Below are 21,061 nucleotides of genomic sequence, written 5' to 3'. Positions count from 1 at the left end.
GGCTCTCGTTTTTATTTATCACGCTAATGTTAATTAAGCGACTATCGTATGTAAGTGGTCATTAACTCATCTTTATAAACTGGCCGATACCAAACACGTTCAGCGTCTTGACAGCATTGTGTTTTATCGCAACCGATTAATTCACGGGTTAACTTTCCTTTTTTTACCCATAGCTCAAGCATTGCATCAACACCATCTTCACTCATACTGAACTTTTTCGCTAAGGTCAGTCTTTCTACCCGACCCTCTTCATCAATATATTGCTTAAGCTCAGTGAGTATCATACTAATGCCGCCTCTTGGTTTTCAACCACTCGACTCTTTCTCTTCAACGCTAAATAAGTCACAGCCATTGCAGCTAGTGAAATCGCAATCCACATACTGCTTGTCATTGGAGCATTAGAGAAATTTGCAATTTGGTAAAATAATGTCGAAGACACATAAGCCAACAACATCGTCCAACCAGCGATAAAATAAGAATATTGACGACCAAATTCACGCATGTAAGCCCCCATTGCAGCAACGCATGGTGTATATAACAAGATAAAGATTAAATACGCCATTGCACTTGCACTCGTTACAAAATACGTTTGTAAGTTACCAAAGATAGAGCGTTCTACACCTTGGTCTGCCGCGACTGCCGCACTGTCCGTTAAATCTCCTACTTCAACCCCTAATGGATCTGAATAACTAAGACCCGTTAAGTTCTCAGGGATCGACATTACGGCTTCTTCAAGGCTCGCCATAAGATTAAATTCAGCGTCATCTCCTGCAGGATCAGCATATAAGCTGTTTAATGTACCCACAACCGCTTCTTTAGCAAAAATACCCGTGATAATACCGACGGTTGCAGGCCAGTTGTCTTCTTGAATACCAATTGGCGCTAATACTGGAGTCACAATTTGAGCTGCTTTTGATAACACAGAGTTTTCACTGTCTTCGTTACCAAATGAACCATCCATACCCAATGAGTTAAAGAAGCTTAAAATAGTCACTACTACAACAATAGTTTTACCAGCACCAAGAACAAAGCGCTTCAACTTCTGCCATGTTTTAATCATGATGTTACGTACCGTTGGAAATTCATAATCAGGAATTTCCATAATGAACGTATCACTACGACCTGGATAGATAGTATGTTTTAGCAGTAAACCGGTAAATACAGCGGCTAAAATACCTAAAAAGTACAAACCAAACACAACATTTTGTCCATTTTCTGGAAAGAATGCCGCAGCAAACAACGCATAAACAGGCAAGCGTGCACCACATGACATAAATGGCGCCATTGAAGCCGCTAGTTTACGTTCACGCTCCTGCTCTAACGTTCGAGTTGCCATAATGGCAGGAACGTTACAACCAAAACCAAGCACTAAAGGAACAAACGCTTTACCAGGTAAACCAATTTTTTGCATTACTTTATCAAGAACAAAAGCAGCACGAGCCATGTAGCCTGAGCTTTCAAGCAAAGATAAAAATAGGTATAAACAACCGATAACAGGAATAAATGTTGCAACAGTTTGAATACCACCACCAACACCATTTGCAATTAATGTGACTAACCAAACCGGTAAGTGTCCATCTAATAAATAGTGTCCGCCATCAACTAGCAATGCGCCAACGCCAATATCAAAGAAATCGATAAATGCGCTGCCTATATTGATAGAAAACATAAACATGAGATACATAACGAAAAAGAAAAATGGGATACCTACCCATTTATTTAATATCACGGTGTCTATTTTTTCACTAACACTGTGGCTCAGTCCACCTTCTTGACGACGTAACTTTTGGCATAGCTGATGTAGAAAAGTATATCGACAATCTGCAATATGGAAATCCGCTTCAACTTCGGTCGTTAAGACATTCGCAATGTTAGCAATCGCATTTCGTTTATCAGCTTCTAATGTATTTAACACTAACGCATCATTCTCTAATGCTCTGATCGCTAAAGAACGACTTGATGCGTATTTACTTGAGAATAAATGAGACGCTTCTTTTATTGCCGCTTCAACTCTATCACCATACGACAATTCAAGCGGTGCCATTTTAATGCCTTGGGCAATGGACTTATGCAGTTTTTCTTTAAACTTATGTACTTGACCATTATTATTCGCAGAAAGAGCTAAAACTGGGCAACCTAGCGTTTTTTCTAATCCCTTGATATCTAATACTTGTCGTTGACGCTTTAGTACATCCATCTTGTTTAGCACAACAATCATTGGTCGACCCAATTCACGTAACTGCAATGTCATGTATAAACTGCGCTCTAAGCACGACGCATCAACCACATTAATAATAACGTCGGCATCATGAGTAAGCACGGCGCGTGAGGCAATTGTTTCATCAAGACTGTTTACATCATTACCACTATCCAGTGCGTAGATACCCGGTAAATCCGTTAATAAAAATTCATCGCCAGAACAGATATATTTACCTGTTTTCTTCTCGACCGTAACACCAGCCCAATTACCAACTTGTTGCTTTGCGCCTGTTAATCCATTAAATAAGGTTGTTTTACCGCTGTTTGGATTTCCTACAGTTAATACCTGATACTGCATTTTATAATTCCTTAACTGTAATCTGTTCTGCTAGATTTTTACGAATGGCAAGAGAAGTACCTCTTACACTGATCTGTAACGGGTCACCCATTGGAGCCTTACGCAATATAGAAATTTCAGTATGTGGCAGCATTCCCATTACCATTAATTTCTTTCTTGTATCCGTTGGTAATAAAGACATGTCTGTTACAACGGCTTTTTTACCGCTTTCTAATTGCGCTAAATTCATTCAAAGCTCCACGATAGTGAGAATCATTATTATTTCGTTTCATTTTATAACTAACTGTTACTTTTATCTTGCGCTAAATCAATTTTTTTCAGTAAATTGACAAAAATCCTATAAATAACGATTTTTAATCGAAAATAAGATTGTGATACTGCTTCAAAAAAACGTCAATAACGTTAATTTAAATATGCATAGAATTGACGTCAAAAATGACACAAATATAGGACAAATGCGACATGTGAATATAGTTATTTAAAAACAACAACTTAAATTAAAAATATCGATTTGTCGTATTTATCCCTATCGATTGGCGTTATTTTGATATGTAAAAAAAGACGGTGGGATTATAGTTATTCCATCGAGAGGGAGACCTCTTAATTTTATTCTATAAGAGGAAACAGGAGAAATCTTGCTTCCTCGGCAGCAAGCGAAGGTGCCTTTGGTACCCGTGGCGTCGTCCCCCCGGCGACGCCACGATCTTTTTTTTCTTTCCTTATTAAGTCCCTTACCTTATATCTACAATATAAAATCCCATCGCTATAAAATTTCATTCTCAGAAACAAACTGTGTCGGTGATAAACCATAATGACGCTTAAAGCGCTTACTAAAATAAGAAGGATCATTAAATCCGGATTCAAACGCTGCATTAGCCACTTTATTTCCTGAAATTAACATTTCACACGCTTTTTCTAATCTGATTTCTGTTACATACTCCATGAATGAACGCTGCGTTATTTGTTTAAACTTTCTCTGTAGATTGCGTTCAGAGGTGTATAGCAATTTAGCTGCCGCACTTGTACCAAAAGTAGGATCACCGTAAGACTGTTCAACTAAACGATACACATCAATTAACCATTGTTGTTGATTATCATCTTTATCATTATCAATCTTATAATTAAATTTCTCTGGTCTTTCTACTAGCGCATCAACAGCCACAGGCCAAGATAATTTTATTTCACCATTACCGGCTTCATTTTTAACTAATACAAAATGCCCACCATTTTGTATGGTAAGCAATTTTACAGATGATAATCCTAACGCTACTTGACTCATGATTTGAAGGTGTTGAGAAAGATCAATTCGTTTTAGCTCATCGAGTTCGTTGTCATTGATGACCTCTCCTGAGCTTAAGAATTGCACGTGGATCTCTCCATTATCATGAAATAAAACAATTTCTACTTGTTGTCCAAAATCACTTCTTTTTAATAAATTAAATAGCATATTATTAAAAATCGTATCGATAAAAAGAGGCTCAACAAAAATAGAACACCCCTTAGAATCATCACATAATATTAACTCCACTCCTTTAGAGTGAAACTCATCTTTCCAACTCTTAATAGCGGCAGTAAGTAACGGCTGTAGTACTTGATTCATTCTTCTATTTTTTTGCAAATCGGCAAACGACTCTAATTGAGTTAATTGCTGTAGAAGCTGTAAGCTATACTCACATTGATTAGCCAATGACAAGTTAGTTAACGATCCCTTTTTGTATAGGTTTACTTGAATGTCTTTAATCGGTTGTTGCGCTTGCTCTGCCATCTCAGCAATAACATGTTGTCGCACAGTAAGTAACTTTTGCAACTGGCGATTACTTGATGTTAATACCTTCCCTTGATTACTCAATTGCTTCGTTTTTACTCCCACGCTTTTTCTTAAATTTTCATTACTTCTCTTAATTTCTTTAGAGCGCCAGTAATATATAGTAATGACAATACTAACCAAGCTGACAAAAAGTAAAAAAACAAACCAAGGAGCAAAAAACCATGGTACTTCAATATAGAAAATAAACTCTGTGACATTACTGCTTCTTTGCCCATCATTCTTAGGTCTGATCCGTAGTGTGTACTTACCTGGATTTAATGAATCAAAAATCAACAAATTACCTTCAAAATCTAACCACGATTCATCATTAGAACCAATCAATTGAAACGATAAATATTTATTCTGAAATTCCGGTAAAATACCAAATAAGAAAGAGATACTAGAACCATAAGGGACTTGTTTTGTTAATTTATTATCCTCGCCATAACTAACAATACGATCCCCCACTTTTACTTTGCCAAAGACCACCTTCGGCTTCGTTATTTGATACTCAATAAGATCTTGCTCATTAACAAAGATCACACCATCTTTGCTTGCGAAAAGCATTTTACCCGCAGGAGAAATAGAACAAAGGTTAGGTAATAATTCATTATTAATTAACCCTCTTTGGCTACCGAAATGTTTCATTAATCGGCCTTGATGGGTGTATAAAGAAAGCCCTTTACTAGAAGATAGCCATACACCTTTGCTACTTGGCAGTACACAATGAGGGGTTATATATTCAGCAGGAAGTTTGATGTCTTTACGAACCCCATTAAGCAGGGTCAATTGTAGGCCGTAGTTACTTACTATCCATGAATTACCATATTCAGTATCAGCCATATCTAAAATGCTGCCTGTATGGCTATAAGCATAATCAAACGTTAATGCTCCATTAGAATATTGATACAAACCAACATTTGTGCCAATGGAAACTCGTCCATCTTTGTTCTCATAAATGTGTGTAATTTGAGTGGAGTATTTCTGTTGAATTGCCCAATAAAAACCTAAAGGCACCAATTTATTTTCTGCTACATTGTATTTATACAGCCCCTTTTTGCTTGAAAACCATAACGTTTGGGTTGAATCAATAAAGATATGTTCGATGTTTTGTGTCGATAACGATTTTAATGCATCCGGAGTCGTTCTTTTCTGGTTATACCGATCAATTCTCTCCACGCCAAAAGACGTTGCTGCCCATATTGAGTCAGAATCATAAGAAAGATCATTAATTGGCTTTGCTATTATTTTTCGTAAGCTTTTCTTTATATTATTTGAATCAACCAAAAACAAACCAGTAGATGAGCCTAACCATGCCAACTCATCTGGTGTTTGTAAGACCGAATTAATTTCATTAACGTCTAAACTGCCATTGGCTTCTTTATAACGAATGCGTGTAAATAATCGACTACTATCCGAGTAATAACTGACGCCATTATCTGTCGCGATCCATAATCCATTATTTTTATCAGCAAGTAATGCATAAATTTTATTTCCTTCAAGAGAGTAATCATCTCTAAGGACTGAATTAAATTTGTGGTATTTTTTGTTTTTTATATTCCATTGATATAGCCCATCATCAGTCCCAAACCAAAAAAGCCCATCCGTCTCTGCAAAAGAAATAAATGACGCGTTTATCGGTAACTTTTGTTTAATCAATAGGTTATTTTTTGTTAACTCCATCATCCAAATGCTGTCATGTGTCCCTAGAATGATTTGATTTGTCACCTTCGAATAAAAAATCGTATCTATATATTGCCCTAAATATAAAGGGGCAAAACTTTCTGTTGTCGTATCAAATTCAAAAATCCCTTCAGAGGTAGAAACTAACCAACGCCCATTAACATTGATAGCACCAGTGATCGTGATTTGATCCAGAATAACGCTTGTATTTGATTCATTTATCATTGAAGACGAGAACGATTCGGTTAACGGATTATAAACAAAGAAGTACTCGTCATCGTTTCCCCACAGCATCCCATTGGCACTATTAAGCATGCTCACTTTTTTTGAGGCAGGTAAAGGCTGCTCGTCCTTAAACCCCTCTTTATGAGACCATGATTTAATTACATTGTCTTTGATATACCAAAAACGCCCATCAAATAAGGTGATTTTTCTTGGTAATTCAGTTTGAGATTTTTTACCTAACGTAAAAATATTTTTACCGTCAAACAAATGCAGTTGACCATAAACATCATACATCCACAACGCTCCATCTTCTCGAAGAAAAAGTTGTTGCGCCGTAATGTATTGTCCATCTGCATGGATAGGCATAGGGTAAAAAATAAAATTTTCTGAAAGGGAAAAGCTTGAAGCAGAGAAAAGAAGGCAAACACTTGTAAAAAGTATTTTAATGAAAGACATCTACTCGCCTTGATATATTGATCAATGAAAGACTTACATAATAAAAAAACTCTCTACACTTATCAATAAAAGCCGTGATTCTGTATTCATTCCTATTGTAATCGATACAAAATGTGCTTTTTCACTCTCAAAACGCCACATTCGCCCCATTAAAAAGAGCAATAAAGATTAAACTTTATTACTCTTTTTTTATTCTATTCATCATTCTAGGCTGTTAGAACTAACGTTCCAAAAAATGCTAGGCCTGAAAATACAGCGACAGTAGTAATAAGTGCGAATTTAAAATCACGATCCATAATAGCTCCTTGCCATTTATTTGTAACAAAAAATTAACACCAATTTGAAGTGTGTTCAAGGAATAGACACAGTTAATCAATCAAGTTGGTATTAGAGTCACAATATCAGCATAATAATCACTTCTATGAAATGGAATTCTAGGGGAACACATGAATCGATTAACATTATTTACACTATTAGCTTTTACGCCACTTTCTGCCTTTTCTCAGATCTATATCACGCCTTCCATTGGCTACGCTTCTGGCGGTGAAGTTGAAACCGTTAATGATGACATTCTCGATTTAAAAGCAGATACCGCTTATTCATTAAGTATTGAGACCGATTATGATTTAGGTCGAATTGGCTTGTTTTATAGCAATCAAACTAATGATGTTGATGGTGTAAACCTCAAATCAAAACTTCAATATTTACATTTTCAAAGCGCTTTAGATTATCAATTAACACATAATCTAAGCTCTTTCTTAGGGTTAAGTATTGGTACAACTTACTCTGACGTTGATTGGGTTGATGACAGTCTTCACTTTTCCGCAGGCGCATTTGCTGGTTTGCAATACCATTTTACGGATCATTTTGCATTGCAGTTCGAGGGCCGCTGGTTAGGGACTTCGATGAATAGTAGTGTTGATAGCACCTGCGCTTCAAACTCAACAAGCAGCTCTTGTGTAATAAAATACGAAAGTGATTGGGTGAACCAATTTCAAGCTAACGTAGGCTTTCGTTTCAATTTCTAACAATTAGAAAAACACAATACTTCGACTATTAAGCATTTCATTTTCATTAATTTAAAATGAAATGCTTATTTTCCCATCATTTGGACTTTTTTATAAAAAAACACAATCAATTATTTAACCATTAATTAACAATAGTAAACTTTATATACATTCCCCCCGATAAAACCATACTCTAGTTATAATCAAAAAATCAGCATAATCGACTATTTAATACAAATTGCACTACCTTTTATTCATATTGCCTTAACAAGTATTAATAGGTAATCTGCCTGTAATGCTTAGCTAATCCATCTAGTTTGAGCAAATTTATTTCAAATTTAATAGAGAATGATACTAAACAAGCTTCAATTCTCAGGGAAAAGTTTTTTAAAGGAGTGTTTTATGAAGCGTGAACAATGGGGTTCTCGAGCAGGATTTATTCTTGCCGCAGTAGGTTCTGCTATCGGATTAGGTAATATTTGGCGTTTTCCATATATGGCTTATGAAAATGGTGGTGGTGCTTTCTTTATTCCTTATCTATTTGCTATGCTAACTGCAGGTATTCCATTTATGATAATGGAATTTGGTATGGGTCATAAATACAGAGGTTCTGCACCTCGTGCCTTTGCAAAATTAAATCAAAAATATGAATGGCTTGGTTGGTTCCAAGTATTAATCGCAGCGGTAATCGCCGTTTATTACGTGGCCGTTATTGGTTGGGCTATCTCTTACTTCAGTATGTCTTTTTCACAAAGTTGGGGACAAGACACGAATGCCTTTTTCTTTGGTGAATACCTACAACTAGGTGATAACTCCCCAAGCAAACTAGGTAGCATTCAATGGCATATAGCAATTCCAATGCTGATTGCTTGGGCGATTACCTTCGCCGCTATTTTTGGCGGTGTTAAGAGCGGTATTGAACGAGCAAGTAAAATCATGATGCCTTTACTCTTTATCATGGTTATCGCACTTATTGGACGTATGGTCTTCTTACCGGGCGCATTAGATGGTCTTAACTATCTATTCCAACCTGATTTCAGCAAAATAACCGACCCTAAAGTATGGTCAGCGGCTTATGGACAAATATTTTTCACATTAAGTGTTGGTTTTGCAATCATGTTAGCTTATTCAAGTTACTTACCTGAGAAATCAGACATAAATAACAATGCTTTCATGACCGTATTGATCAACTGTGGTTTTTCTATTATTGCTGGTATCTTAATCTTCTCTATCTTAGGCAATATGGCCCAAGAACAAGGGAAACCATTAACAGAAGTTGTGAGTGCTGGTGTGGGTCTTGCCTTTGTAACTATCCCTGCTGCCATTAACTTATTACCTGCTCCTTATATTTTAGGTCCTCTGTTTTTCCTTGCTCTTGTTGTGGCAGGACTCAGCTCTCATATTTCTATTATTGAGGCCGTGACTTCTGCCTTTATTGATAAGTTAAACTGGTCACGTAAAAAAGCAGCGTCTGTTGTTTGTGGTACAGGTTTAGTTGTATCAATGGCATTTGCAACCAATGGTGGTCTGTTATTACTTGACCTAGTCGATTACTTTATTAATAACATCGCTCTACTTGCAAGTTGCTTACTTGAACTCATTATTATGGGGTGGTTAGTTAAACTTACTGATATTCGTAAGCATGTAAATGCAATATCTGAATTTACAATAGGTAAATGGTTTGAAATCTGCCTCCGCTTTATTAGCCCTGCATTCTTAATCGTTATCCTTGGAACTAATATTGTAAATACGATTACAGATGGTTACGGTGGTTATGCACAATCAGATCTACTGATCCTTGGTTGGGGTCTTATCGCTGCAATGTTAGTTGTTGGGATTGTTATTAATAAAACAAGTAAGGAAGCTTAATATGACAACTGGTGCAATTATTATGATGGTTATTGGTTTAGGAATTACTTGGGGTGGCGCTGCCATCTGTATTCGTAAAGCGATGAAAAGTGAATAACCTCAGTCCTAAACAATAGTAATATAAAGCAGATCTTCGGATCTGCTTTTTTATTTCCCCTAAGGTGTAAATTCATGACAATACTTTATTCATTTCGACGCTGTCCTTATGCAATGCGCGCTCGATTAAGTCTTTCGCTCTCTCATCGTACCGTGATGCTACGGGAGATAGAATTAAAGCATAAACCAGAAGCCCTACTTATAGCGTCCTCTAAAGGAACGGTGCCTGTTTTAGTTAAAGATAATGGCTGTGTTATAGATGAAAGTTTGGATATTATGAAGTGGGCTTTAATCGACTCAGAGCTTCTTATTAATTCCACAGAAGAGATGCATCTTTTAATTCAAGAGAATGACCATGAATTCAAAGGATGGTTAGATAAATACAAATATTCAGATCGCTACCCTGAGCATTCCGACGTCTATTATCGCGAACAAGGAGAGATATTCTTGGAAAAGATAGAGAGTCGATTATCAAAATCAACAATGCTGTTTAATGAACAATACAGCTTTGCAGATATTGCCATTTTACCATTTATTAGACAGTTTGCTTTTGTGGATATTCAATGGTTCAAACAAAGTAACTATGCGCTTACTCGACAGTGGCTTAATCACTTTATAGAGTCACACTTATTCCTTTCCATTATGACAAAATACCCGACTTGGTTAGACTCACAGCATGAAGTCAGTTTCCCTCAAAATAAAGACCGTACTCTTTAGACTGGCAATAAAAAAGGAGACTCGAAAGTCTCCTTTTTTCATTCATAAAATCAGGAATTAGTTATGGCTAATCCATTCATTCATGTCTGTTTTCAAGTTATCTGATTTAGTACCAAAGATTGCCTGAACACCAGAACCAGCAACAACAACGCCTGCTGCACCTAGTTGTTTCAGTCTGTCTTGGTTTACCGCTTCTACACTTGCTACAGAAACACGTAAGCGAGTAATACAAGCATCTAAGTTTGTGATGTTCTCTTTACCACCAAAGGCAGCAACAAGTTCACCAGCCAATTCAGTACCAGTTACTGCTGGCGCTGCATTGTCATCTTCATCTTCACGACCTGGCGTTTTAAGGTTCATTGCTTTAATTACAAAGCGGAATACGATGTAGTAAACAGCAGCGTAAACAAGACCTAAGCCAATTAGAAGAGGCATTTTCTCAGCATGTGGAGATTGAACAATGAAGTCAATGAAACCATTTGAGAATGTGTGACCGTGAACAATACCTAATGCGTTAGTCAGCATGTATGCCACGCCAGCAAGAGCTGCGTGAATAGCATAAAGAACAGGAGCAACAAATAAGAATGCAAATTCAATCGGTTCTGTAATACCAGTAAGGAATGAAGTTAACGCAGCAGATGCCATGATACCCATTACTTTTGCACGGTTTTCAGGTTTCGCTGAATGTGCAATCGCGATTGCAGCAGCAGGAAGACCGAACATTTTAAACAAGTAACCACCAGCAAGTTGACCGAAGCCATTACCCGCAGCACGAGACGCATCATCAGCGGTTAGGAAACAAGTCATAATACCGTGAACTTGTTCACCCGCATTATTTACACAAGAACCCGCTTCATAGAAGAATGGTACGTTCCAGATATGGTGTAAACCAAAAGGAATTAGAGAACGTTCAACAACACCGTAGATACCAAAAGCAGCTACTGGGTTCTGATGAGCAGCCCAATCAGAGAAAGACGCAATTACTGAACCAATTGGTGGCCAGATAACAGATAAAATCACACCTAACGCAATTGATACAAAACCAGTAATGATAGGTACTGCACGTTTACCAGCAAAGAAGCCTAAATATTCAGGAAGTTGAATACGGTAAAAACGATTAAATGCCCAACCAGCAACACCACCCGCAAGGATACCACCAAGAACACCCGTTTCGATGCCATCAACACCCATCACTTCAGCCATTACGCCTAGTGTTGCTGTCATGATGCCATAACCAACGATAGCAGAAAGACCCGCTACACCGTCATTGTTTGTGAAACCAAGAGCAACACCAACTGCAAAGAGTAGTGCCATTTGGCCGAATACTGAACCACCAGCTTGTTCCATTAAATGAGAAACAACTTCTGGAAGGAAACTAAAGTTGGCTGCACCAACTCCTAAAAGAATACCAGCAACAGGAAGAACTGATACTGGCAACATAAGTGCCTTACCAACTTTCTGTAAACTGGCAAAAAGGTTTTTAAACATGTTTTGCTCCTAATATTTATAAATACAATTATAAAGAACCCTACTTACTTACTCATTACGGCAATATCCCCCTTGCCTTATGTAATCAACAAATTGTAAGTATTCGTATCTATAATCAAACTGTCGCTAAATATAGACCTATGTAAAAACACTTTCTAGCATGTTTTCATTTATTGTTTTAAAACCCTGCAGTGATCACAAAAGCAAGCCTTTATAAAAGTTGCACATAAAAGTCGACTTTACTCTATCATATTGAAAAATAACAATTATTGATAATATTCTCATAAAGTGGAATGTTATTTTTAGCAACAAAAATAGATCGGGTAAATAAGCATCTAACGAAAACGTTTACTTAGTAAAATAGTTACATAAACCTGTATTAAATCAATTAACCAAAAAAAAGAGAGGTAATCTCCTCCCTTTTGATTGCTTTATCAACAAATGCTATTTATCGATTCAAAAAAAGATTTTTAAAATTATTTGTCGTGTTTTCCGCAACTTCTTCAACTGAAGTCGATTTTAACAACGCAATATACTCTGCGACTTCTTTCACATAGGCAGGTTGGTTCTCTTTACCACGGTAAGGTACCGGTGCTAAATACGGAGAATCCGTTTCAACTAATAACCTATCCAGAGGTAAGCGACGCACTATATCTTTTAATTCAGAAGCTTTATTAAAAGTAACAATCCCAGAAATAGAGATATAAAATCCAAGTTCAATTGCCGCTTGAGCAAATGCCCAATCTTCAGTAAAACAATGTATCACCCCACCACACTTTTCTGCATGACCATTTTTTAAAATTGCTAATGTGTCTTCTCTTGCTTGGCGAGTATGGATAATAAGAGGTTTATTATATTCAACAGCAACATCTACTTGTTGGGTAAACAAGTCACGCTGTCTTTCTGCTGTTTCTGGCTGATAAAAGTAATCAAGCCCTGTTTCACCAATCGCAATCACTCTTTTATTTGATGCGTACTCACGGAAAAGCGCTAAGTCGAAATTAGATTCAACATCAAGTGGGTGGATGCCACAAGAAGCATGAACTTCTGGATGGTCTTCAATCATTTCCATCATATTTGGAAAAGCATCAAGCGTAACGCCTACCGTTAAAAACTGACTAACCCCACGTTGTTTTGCTTTTTCTATAACATCACCGACACTAACATGCAGATCATCATAATTTAATTTATCAAGGTGACAGTGTGAATCAATTAACACATTACGCTCCAATAAACTCAAATAACCATTGAGTAATTAATAATTCTTTATTCAATCCAGGATGACTATTTAACTGTTGTCGCAACTCATTTAATGATAAATATTGTTTGTATACTAAATCAGCGTTGAGCTTAATTGCATGTTTTTGAACGTAAGTAAGTTCATCACAATGCACTAAGTTAGTGCCAACTCCTAGCTGTACTTTTTGTATGTCAGACAATAAATAACTTAACCAACATAGGCCTTCATCCCCTAATTTAACCAACAAAGGTAATATTCCTGAAATATTGGAAAAGTAAGAATCCGCATAAACTGTGAATTCGGCAAGTAGTTGTTTATGCAGGGAGACTTTTTTTTCCTGATAATAACCACGAACAAGTAACGGAGAATAGGCATTTATTATAATTGATTGTTGCGTCACATCTAATTGTTCAGTCTCCATTAACCAATCGCGGATAATAGGGGCAGGAATACTTGGTTGATGCCAGACCTGACATCGACTCCGAACCGTCGGTAATAGCTTGTGCGGTGAACTAGCAAGTAAAACAAAATGGCAGTTCTTTGGTGGCGCTTCTAATGTCTTTAATAAAGCATTCGCGGCAGATTCTGTCATTTTTTCGGCAGGATCAATAATAATAACGCGTTTTGCATTAAATTGAGATGATTCTAAAGCCCATTGATTACACTGCCTAATTTGATCGACAGAGATAGATTTCCCTTCAACTTCAGGTCTGATCCAATGCAAATCAGGATGATTACCTGATTCAAGTAATCCACAGCTATGGCAAAAACCACAAGGTTCTATTCCTTGTGTCAAGCAAACTAGCGTATCAGCAAAATATTGAGCAAGGCGGTCTCGACCAACGCCATCAGGCATGGCGCATAAAATGGCGTGTGGCAATCGATCATTTTCAATCAATTGTTGCCATTGCGACCAAACCTCTTTCTGCCAAGGATAGAGTTTAGTTGCCATTCGTCGCTAACCATATTTCTAAAGCTGCAATAATCGATGCTGTTACCGTATCTAAGTCTTGTCCTGCATCAATGGTTATAATACTTTCGTCATTATTAGCCAATTCTAAATAACGTTCACGACTGCGTTCAAAAAAATCCAGTTTCATTTGTTCGATTCTATCTAGCTCACCACGAGCAGAAGCACGCTGTAACCCTAACTTCGGATCAATATCCATATAGATAGTTAAGTCTGGTGTAAAATCACCAAGTACTGTTCTTTTCATGGTCGCCATTAACTCACGGTCAAAACCACGACCACCGCCTTGATAAGCCTGAGATGACAGATCATGACGATCGCCAACCACCCAATTACCTGCGGCTAAAGCGGGTTTAATAACATTACCAACTAACTGAGCTCGTGCTGCATACAATAGTAATAACTCGGCCATATCCGTTAATGGCTCATCAGGATGGCCTTGCTTTACTAGTTCGCGCATTTTTTCTGCTAACGGCGTTCCACCAGGCTCTCTTGTCGTCACTGGTGCTGTAATTCCATGCTTAGCCAGTGTTGCTAATACGTTCTTAATTGCGGTGCTTTTACCCGCGCCTTCAAGGCCTTCAATAACAATAAATTTAGACATAATTAATTTCTTAAGGTTCTTAAGTAAGCTCTAACTGCTTTGTTATGCTCAACTAATGATTTAGTGAATTTATGACCACCCGTTCCATCCGCAACAAAATAAAGATACCGGCTCGTTTCCGGATGTAATGCTGCTTTAATTGATGCAGGGCCAGCCATTGCAATCGGCGTTGGCGGTAATCCATTAATGGTATACGTATTGTAAGCAGTTGGGGTACGTAAATCTTTTTTACGAATATTGCCATCATACTTGTCACCCATACCATAAATTACAGTAGGATCTGTTTGTAAGCGCATTCCACGTTTCAAACGGTTAACAAATACAGATGAAACACGTTCTCTTTCTGAATCAATGGCCGTTTCTTTTTCTATAATAGAGGCCAAAATCAATGCTTCATAAGAGGATTTTAAAGGTAGATTTACCGATTTAGTCTGCCATTCTTCGTTTAATACCGTGACCAATGCTTTATGAGAGCGAGCTAAAATATCAAAATCACTCATACCCGCAGTATAATGGTATGTCTCAGCCAGAAATAATCCTTCAACCTTCGCGCGATCAATGCCCAATTTATTGGCCACTTCTTTTTCAGATAACCCGCTTAACTCATGCTTTAAATAAGGGGCTTGTTCTAATTGCGCTTGCCACTCAGAAAAACGGCTACCTTCAACAAAAGTAATCGAAAATTGATGCTCTTTACCTGTTTTTAGCTGTGTCAAAACCGAAGCAAGTGATTGATTAGGTTCAATCCAATAAGTACCCGCTTTAATTTCAGTCAATTCTGGTGATATTTTATGAGTAAAACGAGCCCATTTAGTATTCGATACCCATTTATTCTCTTCAAATTCACGAATCAACTTACGGTAGCTTGTACCTGGTTTTACTTCAATTAGTTGGGCTTTTTCTAATAAAACTGGTTGCTCTGTAAATTTAATTGCTTGTTGATAGCTCCAAAATCCAAAACCTACAGATCCAATGATGATAATTAAAATAAGGAATAAAAATTTCTTTAGCACGAGTACAATTTCTCCTGAAACCAATGAGACAACTTATGACTGTCAAAAGTCGTATTGCCAATTGCATTAATTGGCACTATTTCAAATAATGAATTACTAATAAAAACTTCATCGGCCATGCATAGTTCGTCTACATAAATTGATGTTTCGAACAACGTTAGCCCATGTAAATTAGCCAATGCATAAATGTGTGCTTTCATCACACCTTCAACACCAGAGTTTGATAAATTAGGGGTGTAAATATTATCACCCTTCACCCAAAAAATATTGCCTATTGAAGTCTCTATAACTTTGTTATTAAGATCAAGAACCACGCCATCAAGATACATTGTTTTTGCGATTTCTTTCTTAATCAAAACTTGTTCTAATCGGTTTGTATGCTTCATACCTGCAAGTAATGGTGACAACCCTAACTGGGTTTCGCAAAGCATCAAACTAATACCGCCTTCTTTCCAATTCTGATAATACGTTGGATAAGAAAAAGTCGACACAATAATTTGTGTATCATGGCAGCCCTCAGGAGAATAACCTCGTCCACCACTCCCTCGGCTGATCAGTATCTTAATGCCACCATCTTGAAGTTCATGGGCGCAAGATTCAATTTGCGTTTCAAGAAGGAGCCAATCTTCAATCTTGATATCTAATCGTTTTGACGCTTCTTTTAAACGAGCTAAGTGCAAGTCCCATAAACGGACTCTCCCCCGCTCAACTTTCATGGTCGTAAAAGAACCATCACCATATTGAATACTACGATCAGTGAGTGGTAATGAATCCGTAACTACCCCGTTAACCCAATACATACAGTACTCCAAACAGAAAAAAGCGGCTTGATATAATATCAAGCCGCTTTCTAGTATAACTAACTGAGTGAAACTAATTAAGCCTCACAAACAAGTTATTACATTTTCTTAAATATTAATGTGCCGTTTGTACCACCAAAGCCGAATGAATTACAAATAGCGTATTCCATCTCAACTTTACGAGCAGTATGCGGAACAAGATCAATGTCTAAACCTTCTTCAGGATCATCAAGATTAATCGTTGGTGGCGCTATTTGATCAATCAAAGACATAACAGTAATAATCGCTTCAACAGAACCCGCAGCACCTAATAGGTGACCTGTCATTGATTTTGTTGATGACACTAATACTTTCTTAGAACCTTCTTCACCTAAAGCACGTTTGATGCCTTTGATTTCAGCAACATCACCCGCAGGTGTTGATGTACCATGCGCGTTAACATAACCGATTTGTTCACCCGTTACATTTGCATCACGCATTGCCGCTTCCATAGCTAACGCACCACCAGAACCATCTGGAGTAGGAGAAGTCATATGGTAAGCATCGCCGCTCATACCAAAACCGACTAATTCAGCGTAGATTTTAGCACCACGCGCTTTTGCGTGTTCATACTCTTCAAGAACCATCATACCTGCGCCATCACCTAGAACAAAACCATCACGGTTCTTATCCCATGGGCGTGAAGCCGCTTGTGGATTCTCATTATTTGTAGACAGTGCTTTAGCTGCACCGAAACCGCCCATACCTAGCTCTGTTGATGCTTTTTCTGCACCACCCGCTAGCATTGCGTCAGCATCACCATAAGCTATCATACGTGCAGCATGACCAATATTATGAAGACCTGTCGTACAAGCCGTTGAAATTGCGATATTAGGACCACGTAGACCGCGCATGATCGACATATGACCAGAAATCATATTTACGATAGTTGAAGGCACGAAAAACGGGCTGATCTTACGAGGACCTTTTGCAGTAAAGGCTTTGTGACCGGCTTCAATTAAGCCAAGACCACCAATACCTGAACCAATAGCAGCACCAATGCGGTGTGCATTTTCTTCAGTAACTTTAAAACCCGAGTCATCTAATGCCTGAATGCCAGCAGCCACACCGTATTGGATGAATAAATCCATTTTACGAGCGTCTTTCTTAGACATGTACTCTTCAGCATTAAAGTCTTTAACGAGACCTGCAAAACGAGTCGTAAACTCAGTGGTATCAAAGTGCTCGATATTAACGATACCACTTTGGCCTGCTAACAGCGCTTTCCAGGCTGCTTCAACAGTGTTACCCACCGGTGTTAGCATACCCATGCCTGTAACTACTACACGACGTTTGGACACGATATATTTCTCCGGAATTAATTGAATTAGATAGGGATTGTAGCGTATAAAAAAACTCAGGCGGTCAAGAGTGACCGCCTGGAGGGTATTTCTTACTGTGCGCTAGTTACGTAGTCGATAGCAGCTTGAACAGTAGTGATTTTCTCAGCTTCTTCATCTGGAATCTCAGTGTCAAACTCTTCTTCTAGAGCCATAACTAGTTCAACTGTATCTAGTGAATCTGCGCCTAGGTCGTCAACAAATGATGATTCGTTTTTAACTTCAGCTTCATCAACACCTAGTTGCTCAATGATGATTTTCTTTACGCGTTCTTCAAGATTGCTCATTTTATTTTCCTAATTACAGATTTCGCTGATTTGCGATACTTGCTGTATTTTATTCATTAATAAGAAAGTTGCAAGGCTAAGATTGCTGGTCAAACCACGAAATTCGTGATTTTTAGTGCAATTTTAACCCAAAATTGACTTAAGTCACTCTCAAGCCAACTTTATAAATTAAACCATGTACATGCCGCCATTCACGTGCAAAGTTTCGCCCGTGATATAAGCGGCTTCTGGGGACGCTAAAAAGACAACCGCAGCAGCGATTTCTTTAGGGTCACCTAAACGACCCGCAGGTACAGATGATAGTGTTGCAGCTCGTTGCTCATCATTCAAGGCTTTTGTCATATCAGTTTCGATAAAACCAGGAGCAACAGTATTCACGGTTATACCACGAGAAGCGACTTCACGTGCCATTGATTTAGTAAAACCAATGACACCAGCTTTTGCAGCTGCATAGTTTGTTTGACCCGCATTACCCATAGTACCAACAACAGAACCTACGTTGATAATACGGCCATTACGTTTTTTCATCATGCCACGAAGAACCGCTTTAGATAAACGGAAAATAGACGTTAGGTTGGTATCTAAAATATCCATCCATTCATCGTCTTTCATGCGCATAAGTAGGTTATCACGAGTAATACCAGCGTTATTAACTAAGATATCAATCGCACCAAACTCATCATTGATTGTTTTAAGTACAGCAGCAATAGACTCAGCATCAGTTACATTTAATGCAAGGCCCTTACCATTTTCGCCTAAATAGTCACCGATTGCCGCTGCACCATTTTCAGAAGTTGCAGTACCAATAACTGTCGCACCGCGAGACACTAATTGCTCAGCAATAGCACGACCAATACCACGGCTAGCGCCAGTAACTAAGGCAATTTTGCCTTCTAAATTCATCATTTAATTTTCCCTTTAATTACTTAGCAGCTTCAAGAGAAGCGGTATCATTAACCGCTGCAGCGCTAAGTGATTTTACGATTCGTTTAGTTAAACCAGTAAGTACTTTACCTGGACCAACTTCATACAACATTTCGACACCTTGTTCAGCCATTTGTTCAACGACTTCAGTCCAACGTACTGGACAATATAATTGACGAACAAGTGCGTCTTTAATTTTTGCAGGATCCGTCTCTGCAATAACATCAACGTTATTAATAACAGGTAAAACAGGTGTTGAGAACTCAATGCTTTCTAACGCAACGGCTAATTTATCAGCTGCAGGTTTCATTAATGCACAATGAGAAGGCACTGATACTGGTAGAGGAAGTGCTCGCTTAGCGCCCGCTTCTTTACACAATACACCGGCACGCTCAACAGCATCTTTATTGCCCGCAATAACAACTTGACCTGGAGAATTAAAGTTAACAGGAGAAACGACTTCATCTTGTGCTGCATCTTCACATGCTTTAGCAATAGAATCATTGTCTAAGCCGATGATAGCAAACATAGCACCAACCCCCGCAGGAACCGCTTCTTGCATTAATTGACCACGTAGTTCAACTAATTTTATCGCTTCTTTAAAGTCAATAACACCAGCACAGACAAGAGCAGAATACTCACCAAGACTATGACCAGCTAAAACACTTGGTTGTGCTAAGCCTTGTTCTTGCCACACACGCCATAATGCAACAGAGGTTGCTAATAATGCTGGCTGAGTGCGAAATGTTTGATTTAAATCTTCAGCTGGACCATTTTGAACCAAAGACCATAAGTCATAACCTAATGCTTCAGATGCTTCTGCAAAAGTTTGTGTTACCACTTCATGTTGCTCACCTAATTCAGCAAGCATGCCTACAGCTTGTGAGCCTTGGCCTGGAAAAACGATAGCAAAATTGCTCATGGGTATTATTTCCTTTAAATAAACAAAGAAAGAAAGTGGGATGACATCCCAACAATCAAACTAAAATTTAACGAGCGCAGAGCCCCACGTAAAGCCACCACCGAATGCTTCAAGCAATAAGGTTTGGCCTCGTTTGATTCGGCCGTCACGTACTGCTTCATCTAACGCAGTCGGAACTGTCGCTGCTGAAGTATTACCATGACGATCTAAAGTAACAACAACTTGATCCATCGACATCGACAGTTTTTTTGCAGTTGCTTTAATAATTCGTAAATTAGCTTGGTGTGGTACTAACCAATCAAGTTCCGATTTGTCCATTTGGTTTTTATGAAGGGTTTCCTTCACCAAATTAGAAAGCTGCGTAACGGCAACTTTGAACACTTCGTTACCGGCCATGTACAACCACTTATCAGCTTCTTCATTACGACGTGAAGGAACTGGCAATGAAAGCAACTCACCAAATTTACCATCAGCATGAAGATGAGTAGAAATAATTCCAGGCTCTTCACTTTGACCAACAACAACCGCACCCGCACCATCACCAAATAAGATAACGGTAGAACGATCGGTAGGATCACATGTGTGTGATACAGCATCAGAGCCGATCACTAAAACATTCTTTGCCATGCCTGTTTTAATATGTTGATCTGCAACACTTAAAGCATAAACAAAACCAGAACAAGCGGCAGATAGATCAAAAGCTGGGCAGCCTTGGATCTCTAATAACCCTTGAACTTCACATGCGGAAGACGGAAATGAATACGTTGGCGTACTTGTAGCTAGGATAATCAGATCAATATCATTCTTATCAATTCCAGCCATTTCAATTGCTTTAACAGAAGCAAGATGCCCCATAGTAGCAACTGATTCGCCTTCACCAGCAATACGACGCTCACTAATACCTGTACGAGCTAGAATCCACTCATCACTAGTATCGACCATTTTTTCTAAGTCCGCGTTAGTGCGAACTTGTGCTGGTAAATAGCTACCAGTACCTAAAATTTTGCTATACATGAA

The 21,061-nt window shown here is 38.2% G+C and carries 20 protein-coding genes; 4 read left to right on the top strand and 16 right to left on the bottom strand.

Features of this window, described 5'->3' with window-relative positions; genetic code table 11:
* Positions 1 to 41: 41 nt before the first annotated feature.
* From AACV33_RS07565 to cydH, 5 genes are all read right to left on the bottom strand, one after another.
* Entirely contained in the window at positions 42 to 284 is a 243-nt protein-coding gene (locus tag AACV33_RS07565) for a FeoC-like transcriptional regulator (RefSeq protein ID WP_017022085.1), read from the bottom strand.
* Complete coding sequence (gene feoB / locus AACV33_RS07560) at positions 281 to 2,557, bottom strand: Fe(2+) transporter permease subunit FeoB (RefSeq protein ID WP_182700063.1); 2,277 nt, start codon at positions 2,555 to 2,557, stop codon at positions 281 to 283. Before feoB ends, AACV33_RS07565 begins: the two co-directional genes overlap by 4 nt.
* A gap of 1 nt (position 2,558) precedes the next feature.
* Positions 2,559 to 2,786 carry a FeoA family protein gene (locus tag AACV33_RS07555; RefSeq protein WP_012550767.1) on the bottom strand — a complete coding sequence of 76 codons (228 nt, stop codon included), beginning with the start codon at positions 2,784 to 2,786 and terminating at the stop codon, positions 2,559 to 2,561.
* Positions 2,787 to 3,320: 534 nt separating this feature from the next.
* Positions 3,321 to 6,728 carry an AraC family transcriptional regulator gene (locus AACV33_RS07550; protein WP_182700062.1) on the bottom strand — a complete coding sequence of 1,136 codons (3,408 nt, stop codon included), beginning with the start codon at positions 6,726 to 6,728 and terminating at the stop codon, positions 3,321 to 3,323.
* Positions 6,729 to 6,934: 206 nt separating this feature from the next.
* Positions 6,935 to 7,024, bottom strand: a complete 90-nt coding sequence (gene cydH, locus AACV33_RS07545; RefSeq protein ID WP_017022089.1) for a cytochrome bd-I oxidase subunit CydH — start codon at positions 7,022 to 7,024, stop codon at positions 6,935 to 6,937.
* Between the two features lie 150 nt (positions 7,025 to 7,174).
* On the opposite strand from cydH, the gene AACV33_RS07540 reads away from it, so the two are divergent.
* The 4 genes from AACV33_RS07540 (at position 7,175) to AACV33_RS07525 (ending at position 10,417) form a co-directional block, all read left to right on the top strand.
* On the top strand, positions 7,175 to 7,756 hold the full coding sequence (locus tag AACV33_RS07540; protein ID WP_182700061.1) for an outer membrane beta-barrel protein: 582 nt from the start codon (positions 7,175 to 7,177) through the stop codon (positions 7,754 to 7,756).
* A gap of 381 nt (positions 7,757 to 8,137) precedes the next feature.
* Positions 8,138 to 9,604 carry a sodium-dependent transporter gene (locus tag AACV33_RS07535; protein WP_017022091.1) on the top strand — a complete coding sequence of 489 codons (1,467 nt, stop codon included), beginning with the start codon at positions 8,138 to 8,140 and terminating at the stop codon, positions 9,602 to 9,604.
* A 1-nt stretch (position 9,605) separates the two neighbouring features.
* A complete protein-coding gene (locus tag AACV33_RS07530; protein ID WP_017022092.1) occupies positions 9,606 to 9,701 on the top strand; it encodes a MetS family NSS transporter small subunit in 96 nt (31 codons plus the stop codon).
* A gap of 74 nt (positions 9,702 to 9,775) precedes the next feature.
* Entirely contained in the window at positions 9,776 to 10,417 is a 642-nt protein-coding gene (locus tag AACV33_RS07525; RefSeq protein WP_023603834.1) for a glutathione S-transferase, read from the top strand.
* Between the two features lie 57 nt (positions 10,418 to 10,474).
* Here AACV33_RS07525 and ptsG read toward each other — a convergent pair whose 3' ends face one another.
* The 11 genes from ptsG to AACV33_RS07470 all read right to left on the bottom strand — a co-directional run bounded on the left by ptsG (position 10,475) and on the right by AACV33_RS07470 (position 21,058).
* A complete protein-coding gene (gene ptsG / locus AACV33_RS07520) occupies positions 10,475 to 11,905 on the bottom strand; it encodes a PTS glucose transporter subunit IIBC (protein WP_017022094.1) in 1,431 nt (476 codons plus the stop codon).
* A gap of 448 nt (positions 11,906 to 12,353) precedes the next feature.
* On the bottom strand, positions 12,354 to 13,124 hold the full coding sequence (locus AACV33_RS07515; RefSeq protein WP_017022095.1) for a TatD family hydrolase: 771 nt from the start codon (positions 13,122 to 13,124) through the stop codon (positions 12,354 to 12,356).
* A 1-nt stretch (position 13,125) separates the two neighbouring features.
* A complete protein-coding gene (gene holB, locus AACV33_RS07510) occupies positions 13,126 to 14,097 on the bottom strand; it encodes a DNA polymerase III subunit delta' (RefSeq protein WP_182700060.1) in 972 nt (323 codons plus the stop codon).
* Positions 14,087 to 14,719: a dTMP kinase gene (gene tmk, locus AACV33_RS07505; protein WP_017022097.1), complete on the bottom strand. Its 633-nt coding sequence runs from the start codon at positions 14,717 to 14,719 to the stop codon at positions 14,087 to 14,089. The genes holB and tmk overlap by 11 nt, the downstream gene beginning before the upstream one ends.
* 2 nt (positions 14,720 to 14,721) lie before the next feature.
* A complete protein-coding gene (gene mltG / locus AACV33_RS07500) occupies positions 14,722 to 15,732 on the bottom strand; it encodes an endolytic transglycosylase MltG (RefSeq protein ID WP_017022098.1) in 1,011 nt (336 codons plus the stop codon).
* Positions 15,726 to 16,532: an aminodeoxychorismate lyase gene (gene pabC / locus AACV33_RS07495; protein ID WP_065610857.1), complete on the bottom strand. Its 807-nt coding sequence runs from the start codon at positions 16,530 to 16,532 to the stop codon at positions 15,726 to 15,728. The genes mltG and pabC overlap by 7 nt, the downstream gene beginning before the upstream one ends.
* Before the next feature lie 98 nt (positions 16,533 to 16,630).
* Positions 16,631 to 17,872: a beta-ketoacyl-ACP synthase II gene (gene fabF, locus AACV33_RS07490; RefSeq protein ID WP_012550756.1), complete on the bottom strand. Its 1,242-nt coding sequence runs from the start codon at positions 17,870 to 17,872 to the stop codon at positions 16,631 to 16,633.
* A 92-nt stretch (positions 17,873 to 17,964) separates the two neighbouring features.
* Entirely contained in the window at positions 17,965 to 18,198 is a 234-nt protein-coding gene (gene acpP, locus AACV33_RS07485; protein WP_017022099.1) for an acyl carrier protein, read from the bottom strand.
* A gap of 168 nt (positions 18,199 to 18,366) precedes the next feature.
* Entirely contained in the window at positions 18,367 to 19,101 is a 735-nt protein-coding gene (fabG, locus tag AACV33_RS07480; protein ID WP_026469757.1) for a 3-oxoacyl-ACP reductase FabG, read from the bottom strand.
* A gap of 19 nt (positions 19,102 to 19,120) precedes the next feature.
* Positions 19,121 to 20,044, bottom strand: a complete 924-nt coding sequence (gene fabD, locus AACV33_RS07475) for an ACP S-malonyltransferase (protein WP_182700059.1) — start codon at positions 20,042 to 20,044, stop codon at positions 19,121 to 19,123.
* 60 nt (positions 20,045 to 20,104) lie between these two features.
* Positions 20,105 to 21,058 (bottom strand): beta-ketoacyl-ACP synthase III, encoded by a 954-nt coding sequence (locus AACV33_RS07470; protein ID WP_012550753.1) that lies wholly within the window; start codon positions 21,056 to 21,058, stop codon positions 20,105 to 20,107.
* Positions 21,059 to 21,061: the final 3 nt, after the last annotated feature.

The sequence above is a fragment of the Aliivibrio sp. SR45-2 genome (assembly GCF_963890165.1).
Lineage (GTDB): Bacteria > Pseudomonadota > Gammaproteobacteria > Enterobacterales > Vibrionaceae > Aliivibrio > Aliivibrio salmonicida.
This window is presented reverse-complemented; position numbering and strand designations above follow the sequence as displayed.

Excerpts from the sequence above, each read along its gene's own strand:
- AACV33_RS07565 (WP_017022085.1), bottom strand. The coding sequence starts at position 284 with ATGATACTCACTGAGCTTAAGCAATATATTGATGAAGAGGGTCGGGTA.
- feoB (WP_182700063.1), bottom strand. The coding sequence starts at position 2,557 with ATGCAGTATCAGGTATTAACTGTAGGAAATCCAAACAGCGGTAAAACA.
- AACV33_RS07555 (WP_012550767.1), bottom strand. The coding sequence starts at position 2,786 with ATGAATTTAGCGCAATTAGAAAGCGGTAAAAAAGCCGTTGTAACAGAC.
- AACV33_RS07550 (WP_182700062.1), bottom strand. The coding sequence starts at position 6,728 with ATGTCTTTCATTAAAATACTTTTTACAAGTGTTTGCCTTCTTTTCTCT.
- cydH (WP_017022089.1), bottom strand. The coding sequence starts at position 7,024 with ATGGATCGTGATTTTAAATTCGCACTTATTACTACTGTCGCTGTATTT.
- AACV33_RS07540 (WP_182700061.1), top strand. The coding sequence starts at position 7,175 with ATGAATCGATTAACATTATTTACACTATTAGCTTTTACGCCACTTTCT.
- AACV33_RS07535 (WP_017022091.1), top strand. The coding sequence starts at position 8,138 with ATGAAGCGTGAACAATGGGGTTCTCGAGCAGGATTTATTCTTGCCGCA.
- AACV33_RS07530 (WP_017022092.1), top strand. The coding sequence starts at position 9,606 with ATGACAACTGGTGCAATTATTATGATGGTTATTGGTTTAGGAATTACT.
- AACV33_RS07525 (WP_023603834.1), top strand. The coding sequence starts at position 9,776 with ATGACAATACTTTATTCATTTCGACGCTGTCCTTATGCAATGCGCGCT.
- ptsG (WP_017022094.1), bottom strand. The coding sequence starts at position 11,905 with ATGTTTAAAAACCTTTTTGCCAGTTTACAGAAAGTTGGTAAGGCACTT.
- holB (WP_182700060.1), bottom strand. The coding sequence starts at position 14,097 with ATGGCAACTAAACTCTATCCTTGGCAGAAAGAGGTTTGGTCGCAATGG.
- tmk (WP_017022097.1), bottom strand. The coding sequence starts at position 14,719 with ATGTCTAAATTTATTGTTATTGAAGGCCTTGAAGGCGCGGGTAAAAGC.
- pabC (WP_065610857.1), bottom strand. The coding sequence starts at position 16,532 with ATGTATTGGGTTAACGGGGTAGTTACGGATTCATTACCACTCACTGAT.
- acpP (WP_017022099.1), bottom strand. The coding sequence starts at position 18,198 with ATGAGCAATCTTGAAGAACGCGTAAAGAAAATCATCATTGAGCAACTA.
- fabG (WP_026469757.1), bottom strand. The coding sequence starts at position 19,101 with ATGAATTTAGAAGGCAAAATTGCCTTAGTTACTGGCGCTAGCCGTGGT.
- fabD (WP_182700059.1), bottom strand. The coding sequence starts at position 20,044 with ATGAGCAATTTTGCTATCGTTTTTCCAGGCCAAGGCTCACAAGCTGTA.
- AACV33_RS07470 (WP_012550753.1), bottom strand. The coding sequence starts at position 21,058 with ATGTATAGCAAAATTTTAGGTACTGGTAGCTATTTACCAGCACAAGTT.